The organism is Sinosporangium album, assembly GCF_900100605.1.
Lineage (GTDB): Bacteria > Actinomycetota > Actinomycetes > Streptosporangiales > Streptosporangiaceae > Sinosporangium > Sinosporangium album.
Genome location: NZ_FNCN01000003.1, coordinates 12,877 through 39,087, shown reverse-complemented (window position 1 = coordinate 39,087; position 26,211 = coordinate 12,877). Strand labels below are relative to the sequence as shown.

The 26,211-nt window shown below is 67.2% G+C and carries 22 protein-coding genes and 1 pseudogene; 15 read left to right on the top strand and 8 right to left on the bottom strand.

The window, feature by feature from the left end; genetic code table 11:
- Window positions 1–149: 149 nt before the first annotated feature.
- On the bottom strand, window positions 150–431 hold the full coding sequence (locus BLQ73_RS30925) for a hypothetical protein (RefSeq protein WP_143020104.1): 282 nt from the start codon (window positions 429–431) through the stop codon (window positions 150–152).
- 242 nt (window positions 432–673) lie between these two features.
- On the opposite strand from BLQ73_RS30925, the gene BLQ73_RS03590 reads away from it, so the two are divergent.
- Window positions 674–1,159 carry an anthrone oxygenase family protein gene (locus tag BLQ73_RS03590; RefSeq protein ID WP_245690769.1) on the top strand — a complete coding sequence of 162 codons (486 nt, stop codon included), beginning with the start codon at window positions 674–676 and terminating at the stop codon, window positions 1,157–1,159.
- Between the two features lie 128 nt (window positions 1,160–1,287).
- On the opposite strand, the gene BLQ73_RS03585 is transcribed toward BLQ73_RS03590, so the two are convergent.
- Window positions 1,288–1,593 (bottom strand): peptide deformylase, encoded by a 306-nt coding sequence (locus BLQ73_RS03585; RefSeq protein ID WP_245690797.1) that lies wholly within the window; start codon window positions 1,591–1,593, stop codon window positions 1,288–1,290.
- Window positions 1,594–1,873: 280 nt separating this feature from the next.
- On the opposite strand from BLQ73_RS03585, the pseudogene BLQ73_RS34905 reads away from it, so the two are divergent.
- The 5 genes and pseudogenes from BLQ73_RS34905 (at window position 1,874) to BLQ73_RS32065 (ending at window position 7,853) form a co-directional block, all read left to right on the top strand.
- Window positions 1,874–2,848, top strand: a pseudogene (locus tag BLQ73_RS34905) (hypothetical protein).
- Between the two features lie 438 nt (window positions 2,849–3,286).
- Window positions 3,287–5,371 carry a DUF262 domain-containing protein gene (locus tag BLQ73_RS03570; RefSeq protein ID WP_093168228.1) on the top strand — a complete coding sequence of 695 codons (2,085 nt, stop codon included), beginning with the start codon at window positions 3,287–3,289 and terminating at the stop codon, window positions 5,369–5,371.
- Window positions 5,372–5,492: 121 nt separating this feature from the next.
- Window positions 5,493–6,704, top strand: a complete 1,212-nt coding sequence (locus BLQ73_RS03565) for a helix-turn-helix domain-containing protein (RefSeq protein WP_218125603.1) — start codon at window positions 5,493–5,495, stop codon at window positions 6,702–6,704.
- A gap of 413 nt (window positions 6,705–7,117) precedes the next feature.
- Entirely contained in the window at window positions 7,118–7,408 is a 291-nt protein-coding gene (locus BLQ73_RS32070) for a hypothetical protein (protein ID WP_176955256.1), read from the top strand.
- Window positions 7,401–7,853, top strand: coding sequence for a GntR family transcriptional regulator (locus BLQ73_RS32065; RefSeq protein WP_176955255.1), 453 nt, complete (start codon window positions 7,401–7,403; stop codon window positions 7,851–7,853). The genes BLQ73_RS32070 and BLQ73_RS32065 overlap by 8 nt, the downstream gene beginning before the upstream one ends.
- An 18-nt stretch (window positions 7,854–7,871) precedes the next feature.
- Here the strand turns inward: BLQ73_RS32065 and BLQ73_RS03555 are convergent, their stop codons facing one another.
- Together BLQ73_RS03555 and BLQ73_RS03550 are read right to left on the bottom strand one after the other, a co-directional pair.
- Window positions 7,872–8,504 (bottom strand): FMN-binding negative transcriptional regulator, encoded by a 633-nt coding sequence (locus tag BLQ73_RS03555; protein WP_093168225.1) that lies wholly within the window; start codon window positions 8,502–8,504, stop codon window positions 7,872–7,874.
- A 91-nt stretch (window positions 8,505–8,595) separates the two neighbouring features.
- Window positions 8,596–9,570 (bottom strand): helix-turn-helix transcriptional regulator, encoded by a 975-nt coding sequence (locus BLQ73_RS03550; RefSeq protein ID WP_275936258.1) that lies wholly within the window; start codon window positions 9,568–9,570, stop codon window positions 8,596–8,598.
- A 258-nt stretch (window positions 9,571–9,828) separates the two neighbouring features.
- On the opposite strand from BLQ73_RS03550, the gene BLQ73_RS03545 reads away from it, so the two are divergent.
- The 8 genes from BLQ73_RS03545 (at window position 9,829) to BLQ73_RS03510 (ending at window position 18,819) form a co-directional block, all read left to right on the top strand.
- On the top strand, window positions 9,829–11,634 hold the full coding sequence (locus BLQ73_RS03545; protein WP_093168224.1) for an ABC transporter substrate-binding protein: 1,806 nt from the start codon (window positions 9,829–9,831) through the stop codon (window positions 11,632–11,634).
- A 7-nt stretch (window positions 11,635–11,641) separates the two neighbouring features.
- A complete protein-coding gene (locus BLQ73_RS03540) occupies window positions 11,642–12,652 on the top strand; it encodes an ABC transporter permease (protein WP_093168223.1) in 1,011 nt (336 codons plus the stop codon).
- On the top strand, window positions 12,649–13,560 hold the full coding sequence (locus BLQ73_RS03535; protein ID WP_245690768.1) for an ABC transporter permease: 912 nt from the start codon (window positions 12,649–12,651) through the stop codon (window positions 13,558–13,560). The genes BLQ73_RS03540 and BLQ73_RS03535 overlap by 4 nt, the downstream gene beginning before the upstream one ends.
- Window positions 13,561–13,605: 45 nt before the next feature.
- Entirely contained in the window at window positions 13,606–14,619 is a 1,014-nt protein-coding gene (locus BLQ73_RS03530; RefSeq protein WP_093168675.1) for an ABC transporter ATP-binding protein, read from the top strand.
- Window positions 14,616–15,626, top strand: coding sequence for an ABC transporter ATP-binding protein (locus BLQ73_RS03525; RefSeq protein ID WP_093168222.1), 1,011 nt, complete (start codon window positions 14,616–14,618; stop codon window positions 15,624–15,626). Before BLQ73_RS03530 ends, BLQ73_RS03525 begins: the two co-directional genes overlap by 4 nt.
- Entirely contained in the window at window positions 15,623–16,522 is a 900-nt protein-coding gene (locus tag BLQ73_RS03520; protein ID WP_093168221.1) for a GNAT family N-acetyltransferase, read from the top strand. The genes BLQ73_RS03525 and BLQ73_RS03520 overlap by 4 nt, the downstream gene beginning before the upstream one ends.
- A gap of 108 nt (window positions 16,523–16,630) precedes the next feature.
- Window positions 16,631–17,548, top strand: coding sequence for an N-acetylmuramic acid 6-phosphate etherase (gene murQ, locus BLQ73_RS03515; protein ID WP_093168220.1), 918 nt, complete (start codon window positions 16,631–16,633; stop codon window positions 17,546–17,548).
- A 170-nt stretch (window positions 17,549–17,718) separates the two neighbouring features.
- Complete coding sequence (locus BLQ73_RS03510) at window positions 17,719–18,819, top strand: serine hydrolase domain-containing protein (protein ID WP_093168219.1); 1,101 nt, start codon at window positions 17,719–17,721, stop codon at window positions 18,817–18,819.
- 188 nt (window positions 18,820–19,007) lie between these two features.
- Here BLQ73_RS03510 and BLQ73_RS03500 read toward each other — a convergent pair whose 3' ends face one another.
- The 4 genes from BLQ73_RS03500 to BLQ73_RS03485 all read right to left on the bottom strand — a co-directional run bounded on the left by BLQ73_RS03500 (window position 19,008) and on the right by BLQ73_RS03485 (window position 24,503).
- Window positions 19,008–20,426, bottom strand: coding sequence for an amidase (locus tag BLQ73_RS03500; RefSeq protein WP_093168217.1), 1,419 nt, complete (start codon window positions 20,424–20,426; stop codon window positions 19,008–19,010).
- An 894-nt stretch (window positions 20,427–21,320) separates the two neighbouring features.
- Window positions 21,321–21,746 carry a VOC family protein gene (locus tag BLQ73_RS03495; protein WP_093168216.1) on the bottom strand — a complete coding sequence of 142 codons (426 nt, stop codon included), beginning with the start codon at window positions 21,744–21,746 and terminating at the stop codon, window positions 21,321–21,323.
- Between the two features lie 318 nt (window positions 21,747–22,064).
- Window positions 22,065–22,967, bottom strand: a complete 903-nt coding sequence (locus BLQ73_RS03490; protein WP_245690767.1) for a MurR/RpiR family transcriptional regulator — start codon at window positions 22,965–22,967, stop codon at window positions 22,065–22,067.
- Between the two features lie 27 nt (window positions 22,968–22,994).
- Entirely contained in the window at window positions 22,995–24,503 is a 1,509-nt protein-coding gene (locus BLQ73_RS03485) for a glycoside hydrolase family 3 protein (protein ID WP_093168215.1), read from the bottom strand.
- 134 nt (window positions 24,504–24,637) lie between these two features.
- On the opposite strand from BLQ73_RS03485, the gene BLQ73_RS03480 reads away from it, so the two are divergent.
- Window positions 24,638–26,203 (top strand): glycoside hydrolase family 10-like protein, encoded by a 1,566-nt coding sequence (locus BLQ73_RS03480; protein ID WP_093168214.1) that lies wholly within the window; start codon window positions 24,638–24,640, stop codon window positions 26,201–26,203.
- The last annotated feature ends 8 nt before the right edge of the window (window positions 26,204–26,211 follow it).

Below are 26,211 nucleotides of genomic sequence, written 5' to 3'. Positions count from 1 at the left end.
CTCAAGCCGCATGATGACGCTCCTCCTGGCAGGAACACCTGCAGCTATGGTGAACATTCTCCCTTCCACCGTCAACCTCTTTTCCCTTCATTGATATGGGGAATGGCCGATTCCGTCCTCCGCAGCTCTTTCGGACCGGATCCATTCTGTCACCGGGTCGCCCAATTTTGACGGACAAAAGCACTAAATGTAAGAGGACAATGTCCGTACGGCACAGGCCGCCCCTCATGGCCCGTGCCGAAAAGATGGTCGAAGCTCGCGCGGACGAGGCGGCAGGCGACGGCCGGCGACGGCGCGTCCTGGCGCCACCAGAGCACCGACGCCAGGACCTGCTTGACCACATCAACGTGGTGCTTCGCCAGAGTGGCCAAGAGGTCGTCGGGAGTGAAGAAGGTCAGCCAGGGTTCGCCGCGTTCGGCCGCCGCGGCCATGGCGATCTGGGCGAAGGCCGCCCCCTACGGGTCGCGGAGGTCTGGCGGCAGCGCGTACTTCATCAGGAACTCAATGCCAGGTGCGAGGCGGCCGAGCGCCGTGAGGGTGTCGGTGAGGGCCCGGGTCGTGAGACACATACTGACGCCGAGCCAATACGTGGATGAACACGTGTAATCAGGATGTACTCCGCAGAACCAGCGCGCTAGCGTGCTGAGTCGGACACAAGGCCGAGGAGGAACACGTGAGAACATGGCAGGACGCGGCGCTCATGCTCGCCACGGTCACTTCCGGCCTGGTCGCCGGGCTCTTCTACGCGTTCGCCTGCTCGGTCATGCTCGGCCTGCGCCGGGTCGACGACCGGGCGTTCATCGAGGTGATGCAGCGCATCAACGTCGCTATCCTCAACGGCTGGTTCGCCGCCTGCTTCGTCGGCGCTCCCCTGCTCACCCTCATCGCCCTGCTGCTCGACCCGTTCGACGGGCGCCCCCTCTCCCTCCCCCTGGCAGCCGCCCTCGCCATCCACATCGCCGCCCTCGCCATCACCTTCCGCGCCAACATCCCCCTCAACAACGCCCTCGAGGCCGCCGGTCCCCCCGCCCAGATCACCGACCCGGCGCAAGTACGGCACAGCTTCGAAAAACCCTGGGTCCGCTGGAACCTCATCCGCGCCATCGCCTGCACAGCGGCCTTCGCCCTCCTGTGCTGGTCGCTGCTCACCACCGCATAGCCCGCCCTGCCGTACAGTCGGCCATACCGCGCGTTCCACGATGAGTCCGGCCCCAGGGAGTGATCAGCCACCCCAAGGCCGGCCGGTGCCCTTGTACTGGGAAACCGGGATCGGTTGCACCCCCGGCCTCATGCGCGAACGGTATAGGCGCCCACCGAGATGGTCATTTCGTGGCACACGAGCCGGGCCACCGCTCCTTCGAATGAAGTGATAAGAACGGTCCCATCGATATCCTGATGCTCCACTTCGATCCGCACCGGACGCGGAACCATTCCACGCACGTCGAAGAAGCTGAGGCACCCCTCGTACTGCTCGTCAACCTCAACCGATTGATCGATTATGCTCGGATTGATGAGCATCATGTCGGCACCGCTGCTGGTCCGGACAACGGCTATTGAACGAGCAGCCCCAATCTGTGGTAATGCAAGCCGCACCCCCTTCGCTGAGGTACGAGCTTGGGCCACAATTCATCATCTTTTCCAGGTGGCCGACACAACTCCTGACCTCATCCGCTTCGACGGAAAGCGGAAATCGCTCAGCGACCTCCGCTAGTACCGCAGCCTCCATTTGCTGTGTGAGCTGGAACGATGCGGCCATGATCGATGCGATCTCGTGATGGGATTCCAGTACAACGAGAACAGCCGCTCATAATCATGTCCGTGTGAAGAGAACAAGATCGAGAGCGGCTGCCGTCCTATCGTAGAGGCCACACGGATACAGCGGAACACCGAGGAGCTCATGACCGCCCTGGCGCCGATGTTCGCCAGGGTCGAACCACGGCTGCAGGCCTCCAAGTACGTCCGTGCCGTGATGTCCGACCTGCCCAAACGCAATGGCTGGACGATCGCCGAGTGGATAGGCGACCGCAGCCCCGATGCCACCCGGCGGCTGCTGAACCGTGCCAGATGGGACACCGCGGGGGCGATGGGCGCCGTCCGCCTACGAGGTCTACGGCGCCTGCACGAAGCTCCGCACCTTCCTGGAGGAGCAGGGCCAGGCCTACGTGCTGCGCGTCCGCGCCTCCTTCGCCCTCACCCTCGGCGGCGGCACCTGCCTGACCTGCGAGCAGGCGGTGGCCGGGCACCTGAAGCAGAAAAACGCAGGTGGACCGTCCACTCGGCCGGGGACGGCTCCAAAGGCGACCGCACCTACGCCCGGGCCTGGATCGCCACCACAGCCGCGACCCACTTCCTGCCGGTCCGCAGGCATCGCTCCACCGGCGGGCTCGCCTTCCACTACTGCTTCGTCCCCGAAGGCCGGCCGGCTGCCCTGTCCCTTCTGATCGCTGCGGCCGGGCTCAGATAGCCGGTGGAGGAGGCATTCGAGTTCGGCAAGGACCTGTTCGGGCTGGACCAGGCCCAAGTCCGCCTGTATGAGGCGATCTTGCGGCACACTGTGCTCGTCATGGCCGCCCCGGCCGTCTGCGCGGTCGGTGCGGCGGAGGCCCGGCACCGCACCGACAGCCAGGCACCGTCACCGACTCGGCCCGACCAGCCGCCACCCGCCGAGCCCGGCATGATCCCGCTGACGGTCGCTGAGATCAAGCGCCTGTTCAACGCCGCCGCCCCCCGCACACCGTCACTGGAACACATCGCTCACTGGTCGGCTTGGCGGCGCCGTCACCAGGCCCGGGCCCGCTGGTTCCACCGCCGCGCCCGCCTGGCCACGGCATATACCCAGCTCAGCTAACAAATGGCGGCTGCCGTACTAGGAGTGGGCCTCCTTTCTGCCAGCTATCCAAACAAGCATATTCATGTGCCAGGTAAGGCGATTTCCATGCCCTCACCGAAACATTTTGCAGTCAAGTAGATGGACTTCTTCGAGGCGACGGAGCCAGGCAACACCCGGACGAGCTTTTCCAGCATGGGAAGACCTGGAAGTGAGATCCATACCGCCGACAGAACCCATCGCCCTGGATCCACGCAATTTCTCGTTGAGATCAGGCACGAAAAGGACATATCGTGCAGTATGCCCGTTTTGTATACGCACATCGCAACCTCTTGCTTTGAGCTCAAAGTTGACAGCATCGAGATTGCCAAAGATTTTCGTTGTGGTCTTGTTACCAAACTACGCCTCCACCCACCAGTCAAGTAACTATTATGTGGCCACTTACGATTAAGGAGTAAAGTGCGAGCCAACGAGACTGTTCTGCGCGATCTCCTCCAGGGAGAAAAGCAGTATATAATCCCCCTCTACCAGAGGTCATATAGTTGGAAGCGCGACCAGCTAAAGCAGTTATGGTCGGACATTATCGAACTTGCACATTCCAGTGAATCTGATACGCATTTTCTCGGTTCCGTTGTGCTTGCGCCCAGCCCAGCGAGAACCGCGTCAGGTGTTCAAGGTTGGCTTGTCGTGGACGGGCAACAAAGGCTGACCACACTAAGCATCCTTCTCTGCGCAATACGCAATTGCTGCCGCGAACACCATCCTCAAATCTCTAGAAAAATCGACGTACAGTACCTCATGAACGAGTTCGCGGATCACGTTGAAAGGTACACTCTTGTTCCTACACAGCTTGATCGCGACTCTTGGATCAAGCTCGTAGAACGCGACCCCGCCGCAGGCGGTGAGGACGGCATAGGAAATGCTTACAGATTTTTCAAGGGCCAGCTCGAAGAACTCATCGATGACGACTCAAATTCCCGCGACTGGTATCAGTCTATCGAAAAGGTTGCGGTCGGAAAACTCTCTTTCGTGGAGATTTCTGCACAGCCCGGCGATAACGTCTATAGAATATTCGAGTCTCTCAATAATACCGGACTAAAGCTTACCCAAGCAGACCTGCTACGGAACTACCTATTCATGCGTCTCCCCATCGCTGGAGAGCGGATTTATGGACGCTACTGGCTGCCCATGCAGAAACTTTTCGATGAGCAGCAGCTGGTGGACCTAATCTGGCTCGACCTGGTGATCAAAAGAGGTGGGCGGCCAACGAATCAGCACTCGATATATCGAGATCAGCAGCGTCATCTCAGTGGACTCGAGAGCGAGTCAGAGATAGAGGAATGGGTTTCCGAGCTATATCGAATGGCCCTAGTCTTTCGGCGTATCCTTCACCCTGATGAGGAAAATAACACCACTATCGGCAAGGCCCTAGACCGGCTTCACCGGTGGAAGGCCAAAGTTGTCTACCCAGTCGCCCTTAAGGTCATGCTCGCCTACGAGGACCGCCTTGTCGACCCCGATGGCGTCGCAGACATTCTTCGAGTGGTCGAGAGCTACATGGTAAGGCAAATGCTTATTGGCATGGGGCGCGCCGGCAACAACGTGATGCTCATCGATCTCGTTCGTTCTTTAGACGACGAAGTCCCCAGCGCCCAGTCCGTTACCCGAACTCTTACACATCAGAGAGGACGTTTTCCGACAGACGAGATGGTACGAGAGGCCATACTTGAACATCCTTTCTACTGGCGAGGTAAACCCTACCAGAAAGAATTTGTCCTCCGCTGCCTCGAAGAGGGTATCGGTCGAAACGAGAAGATAGACTTCGATAGCTCCAATCTATCGATTGAGCATATTCTCCCACAGAGCTTGACGCCGGACTGGAAAACAGATCTGGAACATGACATCAACCCCGAGGGCACAGTAGAAGAATTACATGAAACGATTGTTCATACCCTCGGAAACCTAACGCTATCAGCGTACAACGGGAGCTTGTCCAATAAGCCATTCGCCGCTAAGAAGCACATTCTTGCAGGCAGCGGACTAGCCATGAACCTCCGCATTGCAAAAGAGGACAGATGGGGCGCTGCCGAGATTAAGAAGCGCGGAGAAGAATTGGCCGATTTAGCGATTACCATCTGGCCCGGCCCAGACGACACCGTCAAAGTTGACCCAGTTAGCCCCAAGTTGGCACTTGCACGTAAGGTTCTCAGCGAAATACCCAGTGGGAGGTGGACGAACTATCTTGTAATTGCTCAAGTCGCAGGAATACATCGACGTACGGTGAGTAAATGGATTGAAGAACTCTCTCTTCCAAATAGTCACCGGGTACTCAAAAGCGATGGATCTATTCCCGCAAAATTGCCTACCGGTGTCACGGACTCCGGTGAGCAGTTACAGATTCTTCGCTCCGAAGGAGTCATATTCGGCGGGAATGGAAGAGCCAGCAAGAAGTGCCATATCGGAATGGTCGACTTGCTCAAGATTATCGAAGGAGTGGAAGGAGACGACTCTCCGCCGTCTCAGGGAGAGCTCGATTTCGCCTGATAAGAGTCAGCCTCTATACCCTAGGCATAGATGACCTGTCACCTCGCTCTATTGGACTGCATTACTCCGGCAACTAGGGTGGGGACCTCTCAGACGTTCGCCGACGTGCAAAGCTGGGGGCATGCGCGATGACGGAACCACCTCTTCCCCTGACATGGGAATTGGGCGGAGAATCGCCCAGGCCCGCAAACTGCGTGGCCTGACGCAGCAGCAACTGGCTGACCGCGTCCCCTGCTCCAAGAGCCTGATCGCTCAAGTGGAGCGAGGTCACAAGCCGGCCACTCAGGCGCTCGTCGCCGCCGTGGCGCGAACTCTTGGTGTCGGGCTCGGGCGTTTGACGGGTCAGCCTTACCACGAAGGCCGTGAGGAACAGGTCCATTGCGGCATCCCTGAGATCCGGCGTGCGCTTCTGTCATGGGACCTGCCCGATGAGGATTTGCTGCCACCACCGCTGGAACAGCTTCGACTGGACGTGCGATGTGCTTCGGATCTTGGCAGACGCGCGCAGTTCGCACAGCTCACGGCGATGCTGCCGGGCCTGCTTGAAGAACTGACGCGAGCCGCTCATTTCAGCGACGGAAGTCCATGCGACGAGGTGTTCGGGCTGCTTGCGGAGGCGTACACGGGAGTAACCGCGATCGCGTACACGTTCGGCTATTTCGACTTGCGAAGCCTGGCCATGGATCGCGTGATGTGGGCTGCTCACTCCTCGCAGGACCGCCTTCGCGTCGCCCGCACGTACTGGCAGCGCTCGACGTTGTTTCTGGCGACGGCCGCTTATGACAAGGGGCTGTCCCTCCTTGACCGCGTGCGGCAGGAGATCGGCGAGGATCTCGGCCGTCTGAATGCCGCTGAGCTCAGTGTGCTGGGAGCGGCGCATCTGCGTTCCGCGATTTTCGCCGCACGCGCCGCCGACCGCCAGACGGCCTTCGAGCATGTCGAGCACGCACGCGAGGCTGCCCGGGTGATCGGCCGGGACGCCAACCACTACGGGCTCGAATTCGGACCCTCCAACGTAGCCATGCACGCGGTCGCGGTCGCCGTCGAGATGTGCGACGGGGGTGAGGCGATACGTCTGGCCGGATCCAGCGACTTCCCTGCCACGGTCGCACCGGTGCGCCTCGGGCATTACTACATCGACGTGGCACGCGGCTGGCTTTACCACGGTGACCGTCAGAAGTCTTTCGACATGCTGCTCGCCGCCCGCCGTACCGCGCCTCAGCAGACACGCAACCATCCGATGGTCCACGAAACGGTCCGGGCGATTTCCACTCTGAAGCGCCGACGCTCCCGCGAACTCAGCGATTTCGCACGCTGGCTTGGCCTGCCGTGAAACCACGGTTTCACAGGCCGTGAAACTTCACGACGCTTCGCAGTGGCAAGACTGTCCCCATGCGATCAAGCAGAGTGACTCCGCCGAAACAACCGGAAGCCTCTGCCGTGCCGTACACGATGTGCGGCCGTCCCGGGCCCGGGGCGGTCGCGGGCCGGCGCCGTGTCTCGTCCGCGAGGGTGCGGTGCCGAAGGGCGCGGTGGTGCAGGCCGGCTGCCGCGCTGTATGACCCGCGTGCTGTGACGATGCCCGGCGCGCGGGCCCCGGCCGGGGCTTGAGTGAGCAGGTCCCGGCCCGGTTCCGTACGGCGTGAGCCGTACGGAGTGGCCGGTGCGGCATGGGTTCCTCCTGGCCTGTGCCGTACCGGCCTTCATATGCCACCAAGGGACACCAAGGGAAAGGACAGTGAAGCGTTGAGCATTTCTCAGGATGCGCGGCATCTCATGCGGTTGCAGGTCCGGCTGGTGGGTCTGGGCGTGCGGGCGCGGTTGGGGCAGGGGCCGGATTCCCGGCCTTGTCTGGATGTACCCGATCGTTCGGGCTTGGTGTGGAAGGTGCGGGTGCGGTCTGGTGTGGTCTGTTGGGGTGACGGTCTCGGCGACCGACTGGCCGTGGATCAGGTCGAGGCCGCCGCGCTCGCCGACGCGTCGGTTTCCGGCGTGGCCGAGGGGCGGCATGGGAAGTCGGCGGTGGCGGTTGTTTGACAGGGTCAACGGGTGGAGCGCCTACGCCCGGGTCATGGAGCGGCTGCTGTTCGACATCGCCGACGGTGTCCACCCACCTGGTTCCTATCTCCCGTCGGAGAAGATCCTCACGGCCGACCTCCAGGTCTCGCGGAACGCTGTGCGGAGGGCATTGACGGCTCTGGCGGAGGAAGAGGTCGTCGTCGTGGTGCCGTCGAAGGGCTGGCTGGTCTGCGGCTCGCCGGCTCCGGAGGTCGTTCTGGAGTACCGCTACCGCACAGTTGCCGATGATCTGCGAAAGAAGATCGCCGCCGGCCTCTACGCGCCCGGGGCGATCCTTCCCTCGCAGGTGAGCCTTCAACGGTTCTACCAGTGCGGCGAGGAGACGGTTCGGCGGGCATTGCGCCTGCTGGAGAAGGAACGCCTGATTCTGCGTGACCACGGGCGGCGGGTGGTGTGCGGGTGACTTCGAACGCCCGGGAGGCTAGCGCGGTGGGCGCGGCACGTTCTCCATATACGTGGCCAACGCGGGGTTGTGGTGGGGGCCGGAGCTGTGGAGCTCTTCGATCACGCGCTTGATGACGTCGTCGGACTTGTCCTGGCTCATCTTGTTCTTCGCCGCGAACCGGGTCACGGGAAGGCGGAACCCGACGGTGCCGCGTGCGGCTCGTTCGGCGTAGGCGGCTCGCTCCGGGGTGCCCCGCAGCCGGTAGGGGGTGGGCATGGGGTGTTCAAAGTGGTCCACGAGACGGTCGAGGACTTCCAGGTTCTCCTCGTCGCTCAGCCGCTCGGGCGTGCCGTGGGCGTGCACGACGACGAAGTTCCACGTGGGGGCTTCGACGGCGTCGCCGTACCACGTGGGCGAGATGTAGCCGTTGGGCCCTTGGACGATCGCGAGCATCTCGTGACGGCCCAGTTCGTGGGCCTGTTCGTCGGGTCTGCCGACGTGGCTGAGCAGGACGATGCCGGGCGCCGTCTCGTCGAGGATGGCGGGGTAGTGCGAGGCCACGAGCCCCCGTCCCGGCACCGAGCTCACGAACGTGCACCATGGGTTCCGGCGGACAAGGTCGCGGACGGCCTCGGGATCGTCCAGGGCGTAGTCCTTGTTGTCGCGCATGAGCCTCAGGTCCTCCGTGTCGAAATGTCGAAATGCCGGAATGTAGGGATGTCGGAGTGCGGTGCTGCGGTGCCGCGGAATGCGCGACAGCCTAGGGGGCTTCCGGGGGAGGCTGGGCGGGCCCGGGCCGTACGGCTTGCGCGTAGCGGGCGGCGAGGGCGCGGACGTGGTCGGCGAGTTCCGGGGGGTCGAGGACGTCGAAATCGTGGTCGAGCATGGTGAGGAAGCCGGCGATCCCGGGAAGGGAGTCGCCGCGCAGGGTGAGGAGGCAGGTGGCGTCGGTCTCGGGTTGGACGTCGCCTGCCGCCCGCCCTTCGAGGGCGGCGGCGGGGGCGTGGACGCGGACGCGGGCCTCGATGGGCCACATGGCGTGGCCGATGCGGCGGGTGAGGTAGGCGGCGATGTCGCCGTCGGGCGGGTCGCGGGGTTCGTAGCGGGGGCCGGTCGGGGTGCGGGGTTCGATGCGGTCGAGGCGGAAGGTGCGCCAGTCGTCGCGGTCGAGGTCCCAGGCGACGAGATACCAGCGGCGGCCCCAGGAGACGACGCGGTGGGGTTCGGTGCGGCGGCGGGTGGAGGTGCCGTGGTGGCCGGTGTAGTCGAAGCGGAGCGTTTCTCGGTCGCGGCAGGCGGAGGCGACGGCGGTGAGGACGGCGGGGTCCACGACGGGGCCGCCGGCGGCGATGGCCATGGTGGAGGAGTGCAGGGCGTCGACGCGGTGGCGCAGGCGTGACGGCAGGACCTGTTCGATCTTGGCGAGGGCGAGGGCGGAGTTCTCCTCGATGCCTTTGATGGTGCCGGCGGCGGCGAGGCGCAGGCCGAGGGCGACGGCGATGACCTCGTCGTCGTCGAGGAGCAGCGGCGGCATGGAGGCTCCCGGGCCCAGCCGGTAGCCGCCGAGCACGCCGGGGGTGGCGTGGACGGGGTAGCCGAGGTTGCGCAGGCGTTCGACGTCGCGGCGGACGGTGCGGGGGGCGACGCCGAGGCGTTCGGCGAGTTCGGGGCCGGGCCACTCACGCCGCATCTGCAGCAGTGAGAGCAGGCGTAGCAGACGCGCCGAGGTCTCCACCTGATCTCCCTTCCCGGGCCGGTTCGTATATCTATTAGTACGCCGGATCACGGCCAGATCCTGACCGCGATGTCGCCAGGATAGCCACCTACCAGGGGTTTTTGAGCTTCCGTGACCTAGATGAAGGAAAGTTGCAGAACCCTCACACATCATGGAGATTATTGACGCGGAGTCGTAAGCGCCCATAAGGTCCGGGGCAAGTCCCCCTTCTCCCTTCGAGTTCACATCCTTGAGCCAAGACCCCCCACGGAGCGGTCCATGAAGCGTCTGGCAGCGGTAGCGGCGTTGCTCGGTCTTGCCGCGGTGACGGCATGCAGTGCCGGTAACGGCAACTCTTCGTCATCCGGCGGCGGTCTCTATACGACGATCGACGCACTGAAACCCGGTCTGGATGTCAACGCGCCGATCAACCCCTACAACCCCAAGGGCAACGCGTTCCGGGGCTACAACTCGATGTGGCTTGGGTGGACCAAGAACCACATGACCGATCCCAACCAGTTCTATCCGGGCATCGCGGAGAGCTGGGAGATCGCCCCGGACCAGTCGTCGATCACCATCAAGCTGCAGCCGAACAACAAGTGGTCCGACGGCAAGCCGGTCACCGCCGAGGATGTGAAGGTCTCCATCGGCCTGGCCTACACGCAGGGCGGTACGGCTTACGCCCTCGACCCGAAGGCCGCGGGGGCGGCTTCGGACATCCAGGTGATCGACGACAAGACCATCAAGATCACCCAGGCTGCGGACAACCCGAGCGTGACGTTCGTCCGCGGCATCATGGAGACGATCATCGTCCCGGAGCACATCTGGGGCGGCCTCCTGCCCGCCGACTTCTGGGACAAGGTCAAGACCGCCCGCACCGACGGCCCCGCGGCCGAGGCCGCCAGGAAGGCGATCACGGACCTGGCGCCCAAGGTGCTGGCCTTCGCCCCGAAGGAGGACGTTTCGGCGGGGCCGTTCAAGCTGGAGCGCATGAACCCGGGCGAGGCGCTGCTCGTCAAGAACAAGAACTTCTACAACGCCGCCAAGGTCGCGCCCGACCAGGTGAAGATCCTCAACTACAACGGCAACGAGCAGATCTGGAGCTACCTGACCGCGGGCAAGCTGGACAGCGCGCCGTTCACCGCCGTGCCGGCCGACGTGATGAAGCGCATCGCGGCGACGCCCGGCAACGGCGTCGTGCGGGGCTACTCCCCCGTCGGCAACTCCCTGGCGTTCAACCAGTCGAAGAAGCCCTACGACAACGTGCACGTACGGCGGGGCCTGGCCCACCTGATCAACCGCGACCAGGTGACCAAGGTCGCCTCGCCCGAGGGCGGCACGGCGTCGGCGACGACGTCCGGCATGCACCAGAGGCCGGCGGCCGAGTGGCTGGGGGCCGCCGCGCTGAAGTCGCTTGAGCCGTACAAGGGCGGCGTGGCCAAGGCCGATGAGGAGTTCAAGAAGGCCGGGCTGAAGAAGGTCGACGGCAAGTGGGCGCTGGCCGACGGCAAGCCGTGGAAGCTCACCATCAACGTGCCGGCGTCCTTCTCCGACTGGCTGGCGGGCGCCAAGTCGGTGACGAGCCAGCTCAACGACGCCGGCGTGTCGGCCGAGGTGGTCACGACCGCGGACTACCCGCTCTATCTTGAGGAGCTCGCCGCCGGGAAGTACGACGTGGGGATGTGGCTGGTGGCTCTCGGGCCCGCGCCGTACAACATTTACCAGCGGCTCTACGGCACCTCCAACGGCTGGCAGTTGCTCGCGGGCAAGCTGAAGCACGTCCCCGCCGGCAAGGAGGGCAACTGGATGGGCGGCCCGGAGACGATCGAGGTCGACGGCGAGAAGGTCGATCCGGGCGAGCTGACCCACAAGCTCAACTCGGTCACCGGCGACGAGCAGAAGAAGATCATCGCGAAGCTCGCCAAGGCCGCCAACCAGGACCTCCCGGTCATCCAGCTCTGGGACTACGTCAACACCCAGTTCATCAACACCAACCGCTTCACCGGCTTCCCGGAGAACGACAGCGACCTGCTGCGTCTCACCTCCGGGGTCTGGATCCAGCTCGGTCTGATCAAGAAGAAATAGTTCGCTTATGACGGTCATCGCACGCCGACTCGCGGGCCACCTGGCCCGCGGGCTCGTCATGGTCCTGGTGGTCACGTCGATCAGCTTCGTGATCATCAGAAACATCCCCGGCGACCCCATCGCGGCCCGCTACGAGAAGCTCATCGAGCAGGGCATGTCGCCGGAACAGGCCGAGCGCGCCACGGCGGTGCTCTACGGCTTCATGCCCAAGGGCAACCTCTGGCAGCAATACCTCGACTACATGTCGGGGCTCTTCCGCCTGGACCTCGGCGAATCGCTCATGACGCCCGGCGCGCAGGTGACCGACGTGCTCTTCGAAGCCACCAAGTGGACGGTCCTGCCGGTGCTGGTGGGCACGCTGCTGAGCTTCCTCATCGGCATCATGATGGGCGTCTACGCGGCGATCAAGCGGTCGGGCAGGCTCGGCGACATCCTCGCGGTGTCGGGATCGCTGCTGCACGGCATCCCGCAGTACGTGCTGGCGCTGCTGCTCGGCGCGCTGTTCACGACCCTGATCCCGATCCTGCCGTCCGGCGGCACGGCCGACATCATGTTCGAACCGGGTTTCAACCTGGGATACATCGGGTCGCTCATCGAACACGCCGCCCTGCCGGTGCTGACCTACGCGCTGGCGAGCTACGGCGGGTGGATCCTGGCGATGAAGTCCAGCGTGGTGACCGTGCTCGGCGACGACTTCATCCTCGCCGCCGAGCTGCGCGGCATGAAGCGGAGCATCGTCTTCCGCTATATCGCGCGCAACGCCATCCTGCCGCTGTTCACCATCCTCGCCCTCTCGCTGGGGCTGCTGTTCGGCGGCGCGATCTTCATCGAGCGCATCTTCAACTATCCGGGCCTCGGCCTGATGCTGATCGACAGCATCACCAACCGCGACTTCGCCCTGATGGGCGGCGCGTTCCTGCTGATCACCATAGCGATCATCGTCGCCAACATCGTGGCGGACATGCTCTACACCGTGATCGACCCCCGGGTGCGCTCCGGTGAGGAGGCGGGCAGATGAGTGACATGAACCCCGCGGTGGCCCTCCCGGGCGGCGCCCGCGCCACCCTGCGGCGCAACTTCTGGCGCGGCGTCTGGCGCGTCCTCAAGCGCAAGCCGAGCCGCATGGCGGGCGCGATCATCGTGCTCGGGTTCGCCTTCATGGGCGTGTTCGGGCCGCTGCTCTACCCCGACCAGCTCCCCCGCGACGACAACGCGCTCTACGCGCCGCCGAGCTGGGCACACCCCTTCGGCACCGACTTCGAAGGCACCGACGTGCTGGCCCTGGTCGTCACCGGGGCGCAATACGTGCTGCTCACCGGTCTGGTGACGGCCGTCATCACGATCGTCCTGGGCACCGGCGTCGGACTGTTCGCCGGCTTCCGCAGGGGCCGCTGGGACAGCGTGCTCATGCGGATCACCGACATGAAGCTCACCATCCCCGGCCTGCCGCTGCTGCTGGTGCTGTCCACCATCTGGAAGTTCAGCAGCGCGTGGGAGATGGGGCTCGTGCTCGGGCTGCTCGGCTGGGGCGGCGTGGCCCGTGCCGTACGGTCGCAGACCCTGTCGCTGCGCGAGCGCGGCTTCATCGAGGCGGCACGGGGGCTCGGCCTGTCGACAACGCACATCATCGGACGGGAGCTCCTGCCCAGCATGGCCCCCTTCATCGCGATGAACATGCTGATCGCGGTGACCGGTGCCGTCTACGCGCAGGTGGGATTGTTCTTCCTGGGCGTGCTGCCGTTCGAGGCGAACAACTGGGGCGTGATGCTGAACCTCGCGGTGTTCGGCGGCGGCGCGCTGACGACGACGGCGGCTCTGCCGTACCTGATGGCTCCGCTGCTGGCGATCCTGCTGCTCACCTTGGGCATCGTGCTGGTGGTCGACGCGATGGACGAGATCTTCAACCCCCGGCTGCGGGAGGAGTAGATGGCGGTGTCTGTGGAAACGTCAGCGGAAACGCCTGTGGAACCCATGCCTGAATCCGCGCCGAAGACCGCACCGGGTGTCCGGGTCGGCGGACTGTCCGTGGTCTACAAGACGCCGGCGGGCGAGCTGCCGGCCATCGCCGGGATCGACCTGGAGCTCCGGCCCGGCACGATCACCGGCGTGGTGGGCGAGTCGGGTTCCGGCAAGTCCACGCTGGCGCTGTCGCTGCTCAACGCGGTGCAGCCGCCCGGCAGGATCGCGGCGGGGAGCGTCGAGATCGACGGGCTCGGCGACGTGGTGGGGCTGCGGGGCGAAGAGCTCCGCAAGGCGCGCGGACGACACATCGGCTATGTGTTCCAGGCCGCGCAGAACTCCCTCAACCCCCTCAAGACCGTCGGCAAGCAGCTGCTCGACCTCGGCCGCTCCCACGGCGTGTCCGACCTGCGGGCGCTCGTGCGGGAGGCCAAGGAGCTGCTCGGACGCATGGGGCTGGACGGCGCGCGGGTGCTCGACTCGCACCAGCACGAGCTGTCCGGCGGCATGCGGCAGCGGGTCGGCATCATGCTCGCGCTCGTGCTCAACGCCCACCTCGTCGTCCTCGACGAGCCCACGACCGCGCTCGACATGATCACGCAGGCCACGATCCTGCGCATCATCCGCGAAGTGCACGAGGAGCGCGGCCTCACCACCATGGTCATCACCCACGACCTCGGCGTGGTGGCCGAGGTCGCCGACCGGCTCGCCGTGATGTACGGCGGGCGCGTGGTCGAGCAGGGCCCCACCCACGAGGTGCTGGCCACCCCGCGCCACCCCTACACGCGCGGGCTCCTGGGGGCTATCCCCCGCCTGGTCGGCGACATCGACGAGGCCAGGGCGCTGCCGGGCCGCCCGCCCACCTTGGGCACCGTCCCCCGGGAGGGGTGCGTGTTCCGCGAGCGCTGCGCGCTGCGCATGGACGTGTGTGAAACAGTCGAACCGCCGACCGTCGCCGACGGGCCGCGCCTGGTCGCGTGCCATGCCGTCGAGGCGGGCGGCGCCGTACGGGAGGAGTCGGCGTGATCAGGGGAACCGGGATCGTCAAGACCTTCAAGCAGCGCGGCAGCGTGCTGGCCGGCCGCGAGGTGAAGGCGCTGCGCGGGGTCGACTTCTCCATCGAGAAAGGCGGCGCCGTCTCGTTCATCGGCGAGTCGGGCTGCGGCAAGACGACGCTCGGCCGGATCATCGCGGGGCTGGAGACCTACGACTCCGGCGAGATCGTCATCGACGGCACCGCGATGTCGGCGCTGAAGCCGCGGGCGCGCCAGCCGTACTTCCGCCGCATCCAGCTCATCCACCAGGACCCCTACTCGGCCCTCAACCCGACGCGCACGATCCACCAGACGCTGCACGCGCCGCTGGCCCTGCGGGCCAAGCAGACCCGCCGGCCCGGCTCGTGGATCGACACGCGGGCCGCGGAACTGCTGAGCCTGGTGGGACTGGACCCGGGCTATGTGCTGCCGCGCTACCCCCACCAGCTCTCCGGCGGCATGCGGCAGCGCGTCGTGATCGCCCGCGCGCTGACGGTGGACCCCGAGATGCTCGTCGCCGACGAGGCCACCTCGATGATCGACGTGTCACTGCGGCTGGGCATCCTGTCGCTCCTGAAAGACCTGCGGGAACGGCTCGGCGTGAGCGTGCTGTTCATCACGCACGACGTGGCGACCGCCCGCTACATCGGCGGCGACGGCGATATGTACGTGATCTACCGCGGCCAGATCGTCGAACGCGGCAAAGTCGAGACGATCATCTCCTCGCCGGTCCATCCGTACACCCAGTCGCTGCTGTCGGCCATCCCCGTCCTCCACGGGCTGGAGCGGCCCGGCGAGCAGCGGGTCGTGCCGACGGAGGCCCTCGACGAGAGCAAATCCGATGACGGCTGCCTGTTCGCCCGGCGCTGCCCGTTCAGCACGGACAGGTGCACATCCGAGATTCCGCTCCTCGCGCGGTCCGGCGGCTTCGCCCAGGAGCACTCCTGCTTCTACCCCGAGCGCCGCAACGTGGTGGCGACGCCGCTGGAGGCCGCGTGACCATCCGTACGGCACAGCCCGCCGACCTGACCGCGCTGCGCGCGGTCGCGGACGCGGCGCTGACCTTGGACTCGGGGGCCGCCGCGCTGGTGGACCGGCTCGCCGCGCCTCCCGCGGGGCGGCGGTGGACGGCGCTGGCGACCGGCGGCCTGTCCGGCGACCTGACCGGTGTCGTGTTCGCCTCGCTGTCGGGGCGCGACCCGTCGGTCGGCCACATCGACCTGCTCGCCGTACACCCCGCAGCGCAGGGCGCCGGGCGCGGCCGGGCGCTGGTGGAAGCCGCCGAGGAGTGGCTGCGGGCGGAGGGGGCGAGGATGGCGAGGTTCGCCGGGAACCCGCCGTGTTACGCCTGGCCGGGCATCGACGTGCGTTACACGCCCGCGGCGTGCCTGGCCGAGCGCCTCGGCTACACGCTGGACACGACCGCCTGGAACATGACGGCCGACCTCAGCACCGCCGACCTGTCCACCGAGGACGACATCGCCCGGCTGGCCGACGCGAAGGTGGCCGTGATCTCCGCCCCGACCGGTGAGCGCGGCGAAGTGGCGGAGTTCGTGCGCCGGCACTGGAACGACACCTGGGCGTGGGAGGCCGAGAACGGCACGGGCTGCCACTACGCGGTGCGCGACGGGGAGATCCTCGGCTTCGCCGCGTGGGGGTCGCGGCCCGCGTGGTTCGGCCCGATGGGGAGTGCTCCCGCCGCGCGCGGGCTCGGCATCGGCCGCGTCCTGCTGCGCCGCTGCCTGGCCGACATGCGGACGGCGGGGCTGACCGAGGCGCAGATCGGATGGGTGGGACCGCTCAGGTTCTACTCCCGAGCGGTCGCGGCCCGCGCCGAGCGGGTGTTCTGGCTCTACAGCCGCGCCCTGGGGGACGGCCCTCCGGGAGGCGGCTGAGTGTTCCGCGTGCCGTGGAGTCCGGTGCGCACGAGTGACATGACGCCACACTTCGAAGATAATTTGCACAGTAGAAGCATTCAGTGAAAATTACCGACATGGAAAGCCATGACTGACTCACTCGCCGAACTCTTCACCGAGCAGAGCGATCCCCGCTACAGCGGGATCGACCGGCTCACCACCGAAGAGGTGGCCCGGCTGATGAACGACGCCGACACCGCCGTGCCGGCCGCCGTCGCCCAGGCCATCCCGCAGATCTCCGCCGCCATCGACGGCGTCGCCGACCGGATGAAGCGCGGGGGCCGCCTCATCTACGTCGGTGCCGGCACCTCGGGCAGGCTCGCCGTGCTCGACGCCTCCGAATGCCCGCCGACCTTCGGCACCCGGCCGGAAACCGTCCAGGGTGTCATCGCCGGCGGTCTGCCCGCCATGACCAGATCCGTCGAAGGCGCCGAGGACGACGCCGGCGCCGGGGCCGCCGCCATCGCCGACCGCGACATCGGCCCGCTCGACTCCGTCGTCGGCATCTCCGCCAGCGGGCGTGCGCCTTACGTCGTCGGCGCCCTCGACGAGGCCGCCCGGCGCGGCGCGCTCACCATCGGCCTCTCGTGCAACAGGGGCACACCCGTGTCCAACGCCGCGCAGCACCCCATCGAGGTCATCGTCGGCCCCGAGATCGTCACCGGCTCGACCCGCCTCAAGGCGGGCACGGCGCAGAAGCTCGTGCTCAACATGATCTCGACGATCACGATGATCAGGCTGGGCCGCACGTACGGCAACAGCATGATCGAGGTCTCCCCCGTCAACTCCAAGCTGACCGACCGCGCCACCCGGCTCGTCACCCAGATCACCGGCGCCGGCCAGCCTGCGGCCCGCGCGGCCCTGGAGGCCGCCGACTGGCAGGTCAAGGTGGCCGTCGTCGTGATCCGCCACGGGCTCGACGCGGACGCCGCCCGCACCCTCCTCGCCGCCCACGGCGACAACCTGGACGCCGTCCTCGCGTCCGAGAAGGCCCAGCGCGCCTGAGCCCGGCCGGGAGTGCGGGGAGTTTGGATGACTTGCCGGGATTTGTCGTGGTTTCCCTGGGAATCCTTGACCACGGCCCGTCCCACCCGCACACGGGCCCGAGCACGACCGCCGGGTCACCGTACAGCCTGGGCCCCGGCGCCGCCGCCGACTAGCGTGACGAGGGTGACGTGACCGATAAATCGACCACCGCGCATCAGGATTCCGCCGCGCTCGCGGCATTGCTGGCCAACGCCGTACCGAAAGTGTGCTCGGCGGCGGTGGCGTTGATCGCCGTGGACGGCAAGGTGGCCGCCTCCGCGGCCGTCGGCGAGATCGTGCGCTTCGCGGGCGCCTCCGAAGAGCTCCTCCCCATCAGGCCCCCCGCCGGCCGAGACGCGATCTTCGACCTCGCCTCGATCACCAAGCTCTTCACCACCACCGTGATCATGTCGCTTGTCGAGGACGGCGGGCTCGACCTGGACACGCCCGTCTCCACCTGGCTCCTCAACGGATACGGCGGCCACCCCCAAACCACCCTCCGCCACCTGCTCACCCACACCGCCGGCCTCCCGCCCAGCCGCCGAGCCGACAAGGAGATCCCCGGCGGCGGCCCCGACATCCACGCGAAACGCCTCGAACGCGTGCTGTCCACCGAGCCGGTCAACCCCCTCGGCCACACCCACCTCTACTCCGACGTCGGCATGGTCACCGCCGGCCGAGTCGCCGAACTCGCCGGAAAAGCCCCCCTCGACGACCTCGTCCACAAGCGGATCACCCGCCCCTTGGGCCTCAACGACACCTTCTACCGGCCCAGCGCCTTCAGCCTGTCCCGGATCGTCGCCACAGAACACAGAATCGAACGCCCCGGCACCGGCTGCGTCCGCGGAGAAGTGCACGACGAAACCGCCTACGGCCTCGGCGGCGTCGCCGGCCACGCCGGCCTCTTCTCCACCGCCGACGACCTCCTCACCTTCGCCGAAGCCCTCCGCACCGGCGGCGCCCCCCTCCTCACCCCCGACAGCGTCGCCGAGATGACCCGCGACCACGGCGCCGAAGGCGCCCCCTACCGCCAAGCCCTCGGCTTCCGCCTCGGCGACCCCGCCATCGTCGGCCCCCTCACCACCGCCTACGGCCACTCCGGCTTCACCGGCACCTCCCTCGTCATCGACCCGGTCCGCGCCCTCACCGTCATCCTGCTGACCAACAACGTCCACCCCCTCCGTGACCGCCCCGGCATCCGCTCCCTCCGCCACGCCGTAGCCACCCACGCCCTACGCCTGGCCGGCTGAGCTCGAACTCCGCGAGCACCCGGGCGCTGAGGATCACGCCGATGCCGGCCTGGCTCAGGGTGAGCTCAGCGTCCGGGTGCCGACCGAAATGAGCCTCGCCCTGCCCTTCCAATGCGGCGATCTCGGTATTGGCGGATTGCGGAGCTTCCTGCGCGGTCTGTGCCGCGCCCGATGGGCCCTCCCGGCGGCTAGCGCGGGGTGATCGGGGTCAGCGCAGGAGTGCGGGCCTCGATCGCCTCGGCGGCGTCCAGGCATAGGTCCTCGCGGAAGCGCGGCCCGATGATCTGAACGCCCTGAGGCAGCCCCTCGGCCACGCCCGTCGGGACGGCCACCGCTGGAAGCCCCAGAAGGTTGGCGGTCCACGCCATGCGCAGGGACGCCGGCCACCGAGCGAGCCGGTCGGCGTCGAGGTCGGCCCCCACGGCGAAGGCCGGACTGGTGCAGATCGGCGCGAGGACGAGCGGAGCCTGGCTCATCCACGCCATCCAGGCACGCGCGATCACGGCGCGTTCCATCATGGGATCGAAGGCCGCCTGGCCGGCCGCCTGCTTCCAGTGCGGCTCGTACTCCGCCCAGAAACGGATGAACCCCTCGGAAGCCACCGACTCGACCGGCGGCTGCACTTCGTGCACCCGGCCGTAGGCGGACAAGAGTTGCGTGTAGATCTCACCGGCCCGCACCAGGGCCGGGGCCCGGCCCTCCGTCACGACATACCCCGCGTCGGACAGCCGCTCCGCCGCCTGGCGCAGGGCGTCCGCCACGCCAGGGTCCAGATCGGGGCCGTCCGGGTCGGTGGCGAGCCAGACCCGCACGGGTGCGGGAACCGGGGGACCGTCCAGGGGTACCGGCGCGTGCCAGGGATCCCCGCCATGGTCCGCGCACATATGTGTGAAGGCCAGACGCAGGTCCCGAACGCTCCGGGCGATCGGCCCGTGCACGGCCAGCAGCTGGAACCCGAACGGCGTCGGCCGCGGCGGATCACCCGCGCCGGCCGGCAGACCGACCTGGGCCACACGCCCTAGCGACGGCTTCAACGCGGCGACACCGCAGCACTGGGCGGGCCAGCGCAGCGAGCCGCTCCCGTCGTTGCCCAGCCCCAGCGCCGCCATACCGGTCGCCACGGCCACGGCGTCGCCGCCGCTGGAGCCGCCGGGCGTGTGCGAGGCCGACCACGGGTTACGGGTGGCGCCGCGCAACTCGTTGTCGGTGTGCCAGCGCATGCCGAACTCCGGCATGTTGGTCCGCCCGATCGGGATGGCCCCAGCCGCGCGCAGCTCGGCGATGTGCGGCGCGTCCGCGGCGGCGACCGCATCGCGCAGCGGGACGATGCCCAGCGTCGTGGCCGATCCCTCGAGGTCGACATTCTCCTTCACGGTCACCGGAACCCCGCACAGCGGACCGACCGGCGTGCCCGAGCCCAGGGCCCGGTCCGCCGCATCCGCCGCCTGCAGCGCCTCCTCGGCCAGGACGACCGTGACCGCGTTCACCCGGGGGTTGACCTCCGCGATCCGCCGCAGATGCGCCTCGACCACCTCACGGCTCGACACCGTGCGAGCCTGGATCTGCCGCGCCAATTCCCAGGCGGACATCTCCCATATTTCCGACATTGCGCCCCTTCTTCGTTTGCCGTGCCGAGGAATCTAGGGCGCACGGTCACAAAATTGCAGTCTTGCGTTTACGGCCTGCTTCAGCCGCCCATATATCGAGACGCCGGCCCAGATAGCGGACACCAACGCCCACCTCCTCCGCGACCGCCCCGGCATCCGACCCCTCCGCCACGCCGTAGCCACCGACGACCTACGCCTGGCCGGCTGACGCCACCCGAATAAATCAGATCGGCCATAAATAGAACGTGGCGAGCGAGGAACCCCAAAGGGCCTAGCCCATGCACTTACAGCGCCTCTCCCCCCTTCGCCGATTGAAGCCCGACGCCTTCGGGTTGAGACCTTCGAAGTCACGAAGAATCGATCTTGATATCGTGGGTCGCGGTTTCACCACGTCGAGGAGCGAACTTGGCCGCTCAACGCAGGTGACGGCCTGGTTGGGCGCCGGTCTCGCGGATCACGACGATCTGCTCAAGGAAGGCGACAGGCGTGACAATCACGGGCCAATCGGACGCGTCACCGAGCTCCGGCCGGGAAGTCGACATCCCATGAGCACGGAACCGGTATCCGCGAGCCCGTTCGTCACCCGGCTTCGCATCCGCGACTTCAAATCCATCGCCTCATGCGATGTCGCGCTGGGCCCGCTCACCGTGCTGGTCGGTTTGAACACCGTCCACGACGGTCACGTTCGGCGCCCCGCCTGGACGCACAAAATACCAGAGACAGTGCTCGAGGATGCTCCTTGCTATTACAGCGGTTCTCTTTGGGGCCGCCTTCCGGTAAACATCTCGGAAGGCGATCAGTTGGACCTCCGCCCCCCGCTCCGAGTCATCACAGGAATCGACGGCAAGAAGCATGGCGGTGGCGTACGACGTCAGCCACCGCGAGCCGGTGCCGTCAATCCGAGCAGACGCAGAGCTCGTTGCCCTCGGGGTCGGCGATGGTGATCCAGGAGTGGGGCCCCTGGCGACCGTGGTGGAGGACGGTGGCCCCCTTGGCCACGAGCCGCTCGACTTCGGCCTCGATCTTCTCGGCTCCCACCCTGATGTCGAGGTGGACCCGGTTCTTCACCGTCTTCTTCTCCGGCACCAGCTGGAACAGCACCCGCGGTGAGCCGGGGTTGCGGATCGCCACGCCTGGCTTCCAGCGCAACTCACCCCTGTGGACAACCGTGTCCGCCTCGGAGGCGTGGCCCTTGGCGATCATGTCGCGGATGAACGCCTCGTCCTGCGACTCGACCTCCCACCCGAGCGCCTCCGCCCACCAGTCGGCCAGCACGTGGGGGTCACCGGAGTCGATGCAGATCTGCACGTCGTAAGCCATGCGCCCACCCTAGGGAACGCCACCGACAAAACCCGTCCGTCGTACGACGCAGGCCCGGCTACATCGTCGACACCTCATCGGACTCCTACCGTCGGAGACCCGGCTATCGGATATACATGCACTACACGACTCATGATGAGGAGCTGACGTGCCTAGAAGGACACCAGGAGATTAGCTGGATGTGGAGCGACAGCTACATGCGGCCGGGGTCGCCCCCTCCGTGATCGAGGCGGGCGCCGAACGACTTCTCGCCCAGGCCCGCAAACAACGTGCACAACAAGTCGAGGGCAGCGGAGATGCCCCCGTCCCCGGAGAGGGTTATTTCACGCGGCGGCGGGATTCGCCTAAGTAGGTGGCGAGGGCTTGGCGGGTGGCGCGGAGGGCGGCGTCGGAGGTTTCGAAGGTGCGTTGGGCGATGCCGACGAAGATGCAGTCGACGATGAGGAGCTGGCTGATGCGGCTGGCGAGGGCGCCGGGGCGGAAGGCGGTCTCGCGGCCGGCGGAGACGAGGACGTGGTCGGCGAGGGCGGCGAGGGTGGAGCGGGGGTTGTTGGTGATGGCGACGGTGGTGGCGCCGCCGTCGCGGGCGAGTTTGACGGGGAGGATGACGTCGGGGGTTTCGCCGGTGCAGCTGACGCCGACGATGAGGTCGCCGGGGCGGGCGAGGGCGGCGCCGGTGAGGGCGAGGTGGGCGTCGGTGTAGGAGTGGCCGGACAGGCCGATGCGCATGAGTTTCTGGGCCATGTCGACGGCGACGAGGCCGGAGGCGCCGACGCCGTAGACGTCGATGCGGCGGGCGGTGACGGCGGCGTCGACGATGGCGCCGAGGGTGTCGGGGGATAGTTGGGCGGCGGTGTCGGCGAGGGCTTGGGATTCGGCGCGGGTGACTTTGGCGATGACGTCGGTGAGGGGGTCGTCGGGGGCGAGGTCGCCGGGGACGAGGCGTTCGGGGGTGTTGTGGGCGACGGCGGCGGCGAGGGCGAAGCGCAGTTGGGAGTAGCCGGCGAAGCCGAGTGCCCGGGCGGTGCGCACGATGGTGGCTTCGCTGGTGCCGGAGACGGCGCTGAACTCGGTGATGGTGCTGCGGGCGACCATGCCGGGGTCGTCGAGGATGAATCTGGCGATGGCTTGGGCGGCCGGGGTCAGCGAGGGCAGCACGGCCCGTACGGTGGCCACCAGGTTCGCCGGGCTGGGGCCGTCGTGTTCGTTCAGTGAGGACACGTGGCCCCTCCTCTAGTCGGCATCCGATTATTGGCCATGGACCAGCAAATGCGCGACTACTTGGGCTGATGCCCGTGAAATCCCGTTTGTAGCGATATAAACGGACCCTTGCGCCTCGCCCGGCATGCCGGTTTCAACGACGACCGTGTCGGGCCGTTGCCGTACGGCATGAGCCACCAATTCGGCCGCCCACCCGTGCCGGGCGGCGTCGTGGACGACCAGGATGAGGGGCCGGTCGGCGTGCGGGGCGAGGTCGGGCAGGGCAGGGCTGTCGGCGCGCACGGTGACGCCCAGGGTGCCGGGGAGGTTGTCGAGCAGTTCGGCGTACAGGCCGGTGGGGGTGCCGGGGGCGACCGCGAGGTTGAGCCTGGGGGCGACGTCGATGACGAGGGGCGGCGCGGCGAGCGGCGGGATCGCGGCCTCGGCGGCGGGCGCGGGGCCCCTGCCGGGCAGGGTGACGCGCAGGGCGTCGCGGGCGGTGGCTAGGCCGAGGGCCACATCGTCGTCGCGCTCGTTCCAGAGCCGGGCTCCGGCGAAGTCGGCGTGCCAAACGGCGAGGGCGACGACGCGGGAGGCGGCCTCGGCGAGACGTTCCTCGGACAGGCGGCCGTCGTGGACGGCGGCGACGATGGCGTCGCGCAGGACGTAGACGCTCTCCCCCTCCTCGGAGGACACGCCCACGCAGATGGCGTCGGCGCCGGCGATGAGGGCGCGGACGGCGATCTCGCCGGGGTTGTGGAGGGCGGCGACGGCGCGCATTTCGATGGCGTCGGTGACGAGCATGCCGGTGAAGCCGAGCTCGTCGCGGAGGAGGCCGGTGAGGGTGGGGCGGCTGAGGGTGGCGGGGGCCGCGGGGTCGAGGGCGGGGACGAGGAGGTGGCCGCACATGATCGAGCGGACTCCGGCGTCGATGGCGGCGCGGAAGGGCAGCAGGTCGCGTTGGCGCAGGAGGGCGGCGGGGGCGTGGACGGTGGGGAGTTCGAGGTGGGAGTCGGCGACGGTGTCGCCGTGGCCGGGGAAGTGTTTGGCGCAGGCGGCGACGCCGGTCGATTGGAGGCCCCTGATCCAGGCGGCGCCGTGTTCGGCGACGAGACCAGGGTCGTCGCCGAAGGAGCGGATGCCGATCACCGGGTTGTCCGGGTCGGCGTTGACGTCGACGGAGGGCGCGTAGTCGAGGGTGACGTCGACGGAGGCGAGCAGGTGGCCGATGGCGGCGGCGACCCGTTCGGTACGGCTGGGATCGCCGATCGTGCCGAGGGCTCGGTTGCCGGGCCAGGAGCTGCCGGAGGCGGCCTCCATGCGGGTGACGACGCCGCCTTCCTCGTCGACGGCCACGACGACGGCGGGGTTGTCCTCGCGCATGGCGGCGATCAGGTCGGCGGTCTGGTCGGGGTCGACGATGTTGCGGGCGAACAGCACCGCGCCGCCGAGCCCTTCGGAGAGGGCACGCCGCAGCCACGCCGGAGGCGCCGAGCCGTCGAATCCGGGCTGGAGGACGGTCAGGGCGAGTCTGGCCAGGTCGGGGCTGTGGGGCATGGGTCACCTTCCCGGTGAGAGGTCTCCGCAGCAGGTTACACATCAATGACACTTTCTTTCAGCATCGTTGATATGAATGTAACTTTCTGCCATCGTCGCGATCAGCGCCATCTCCTTCAGCCTCAGGAGCACGCATGATCCGTCCCAGCCGTCGTACGATGCTGCGCGGCCTCACCCTGGCCGCCGCCTCCACGACCATCCCCCTCACGATCCCCCTCACCATGACGACCCAGGCCGCCTCCGCCATGACCTCCGCTCCCCCGCCGCCGCTGCGCCAGATGCGCGGCATGTGGATCGCGTCCGTCCTCAACATCAACTGGCCGTCGCGTCCGGGTCTGAGCGCCGACGCGCAGAAGGCGGAATACCTCGCCTGGCTGGACCTCGCCCAGACGCGCCGCCTCAACGCGGTGTTCGTGCAGATCAGGCCGACGGCCGACGCTTTCTGGCCGTCGCCGTACGAGCCGTGGTCGCAGTATCTGACCGGGGTGCAGGGCCGCGACCCCGGCTACGATCCGTTGGCGTTCATGGTGGAGGAGACGCACACGCGGGGTCTGACCTTCCACGCGTGGTTCAACCCGTATCGCGTGTCGATGCAGGCCGACCCGGCGAAGCTCCACCCCGATCATCCCGGGCGCAGGCACCCCGACTGGATCGTCTCCTACGGCGGGAAGCTCTACTACAACCCGGGCATTCCCGAGGTCCGCGCGTTCGTGCAGGACGCCATGATGGACGCGATCAACCGCTACGACATCGACGGCCTGCACTTCGACGACTACTTCTACCCGGTCAACACGCCCGCGTTCGATGACAGCGCGGCCTTCGCGAAGTACGGCCAGGGCTTCCCCGACCTGGCCGCGTGGCGGCGCGACAACGTGGATCTGTTGGTGCGGGAGATGCAGGAGCGCGTACGGCACGGCAAGCCCGAATGCGCCTGGGGCATCAGCCCGTCGGGCATCTGGCGCAACAAGGGCACCGATCCGCTCGGGTCGGACACCAGCGGCAGCCAGTCCTACGACAGCCTGCACGCCGACACGCGGGGCTGGGTGAAGAAGGGCTGGTTGGACTACATCGCCCCGCAGATCTACTGGTATATCGGCCAGTCCAACGCGGACTACGCCAGACTCATCCCCTGGTGGTCGGACGTGGCCAAGGGCACGGGGGTGCAGCTCTGGATCGGCCAGGCCGCCTACAAGGCGGGCGCCGCCGGCCAGCCCGCGCCGTGGCAGCAGCCCGACGAGCTGACCCGGCACCTCACCCTCAACCGCGACCATCCGGTGGTCGGCGGCGATATCTGGTTCAGCGCGTCCGATGTGCGTGACGACCGGTTGGGAACGGTCACCCGGGTCGTCGCCGACCATTACCGGCGTCCCGCCCTCAACCCGCTCCTCCCCCGGCTCGCGGGCGGAGCCCCTCCGCGCCGCCCCGTGCTCACGCACGCGCGTGTCACCGGCGGGGGCGTCGAGGTGTGCGCCGTGGCCGCGGGCGGCGGCAGGCCGTTCCAGTTCGCGATCTTCCGCTTGGACCGTCCCGCCACACCGCAGGACTTCGAACACGCCGGCAGCCTGGTCGCCGTCGTGCCCGGTGGACGCCACCTGACCTGGACCGATCCTTCGGGCGCCAAGGGCGCCCGCTACTACGTCACCGCGGTCGACCGCGCGGGCCGCCAGAGCCGGCCCAGCCGCGGCGCTGTCGCACGGTGATCTACGGT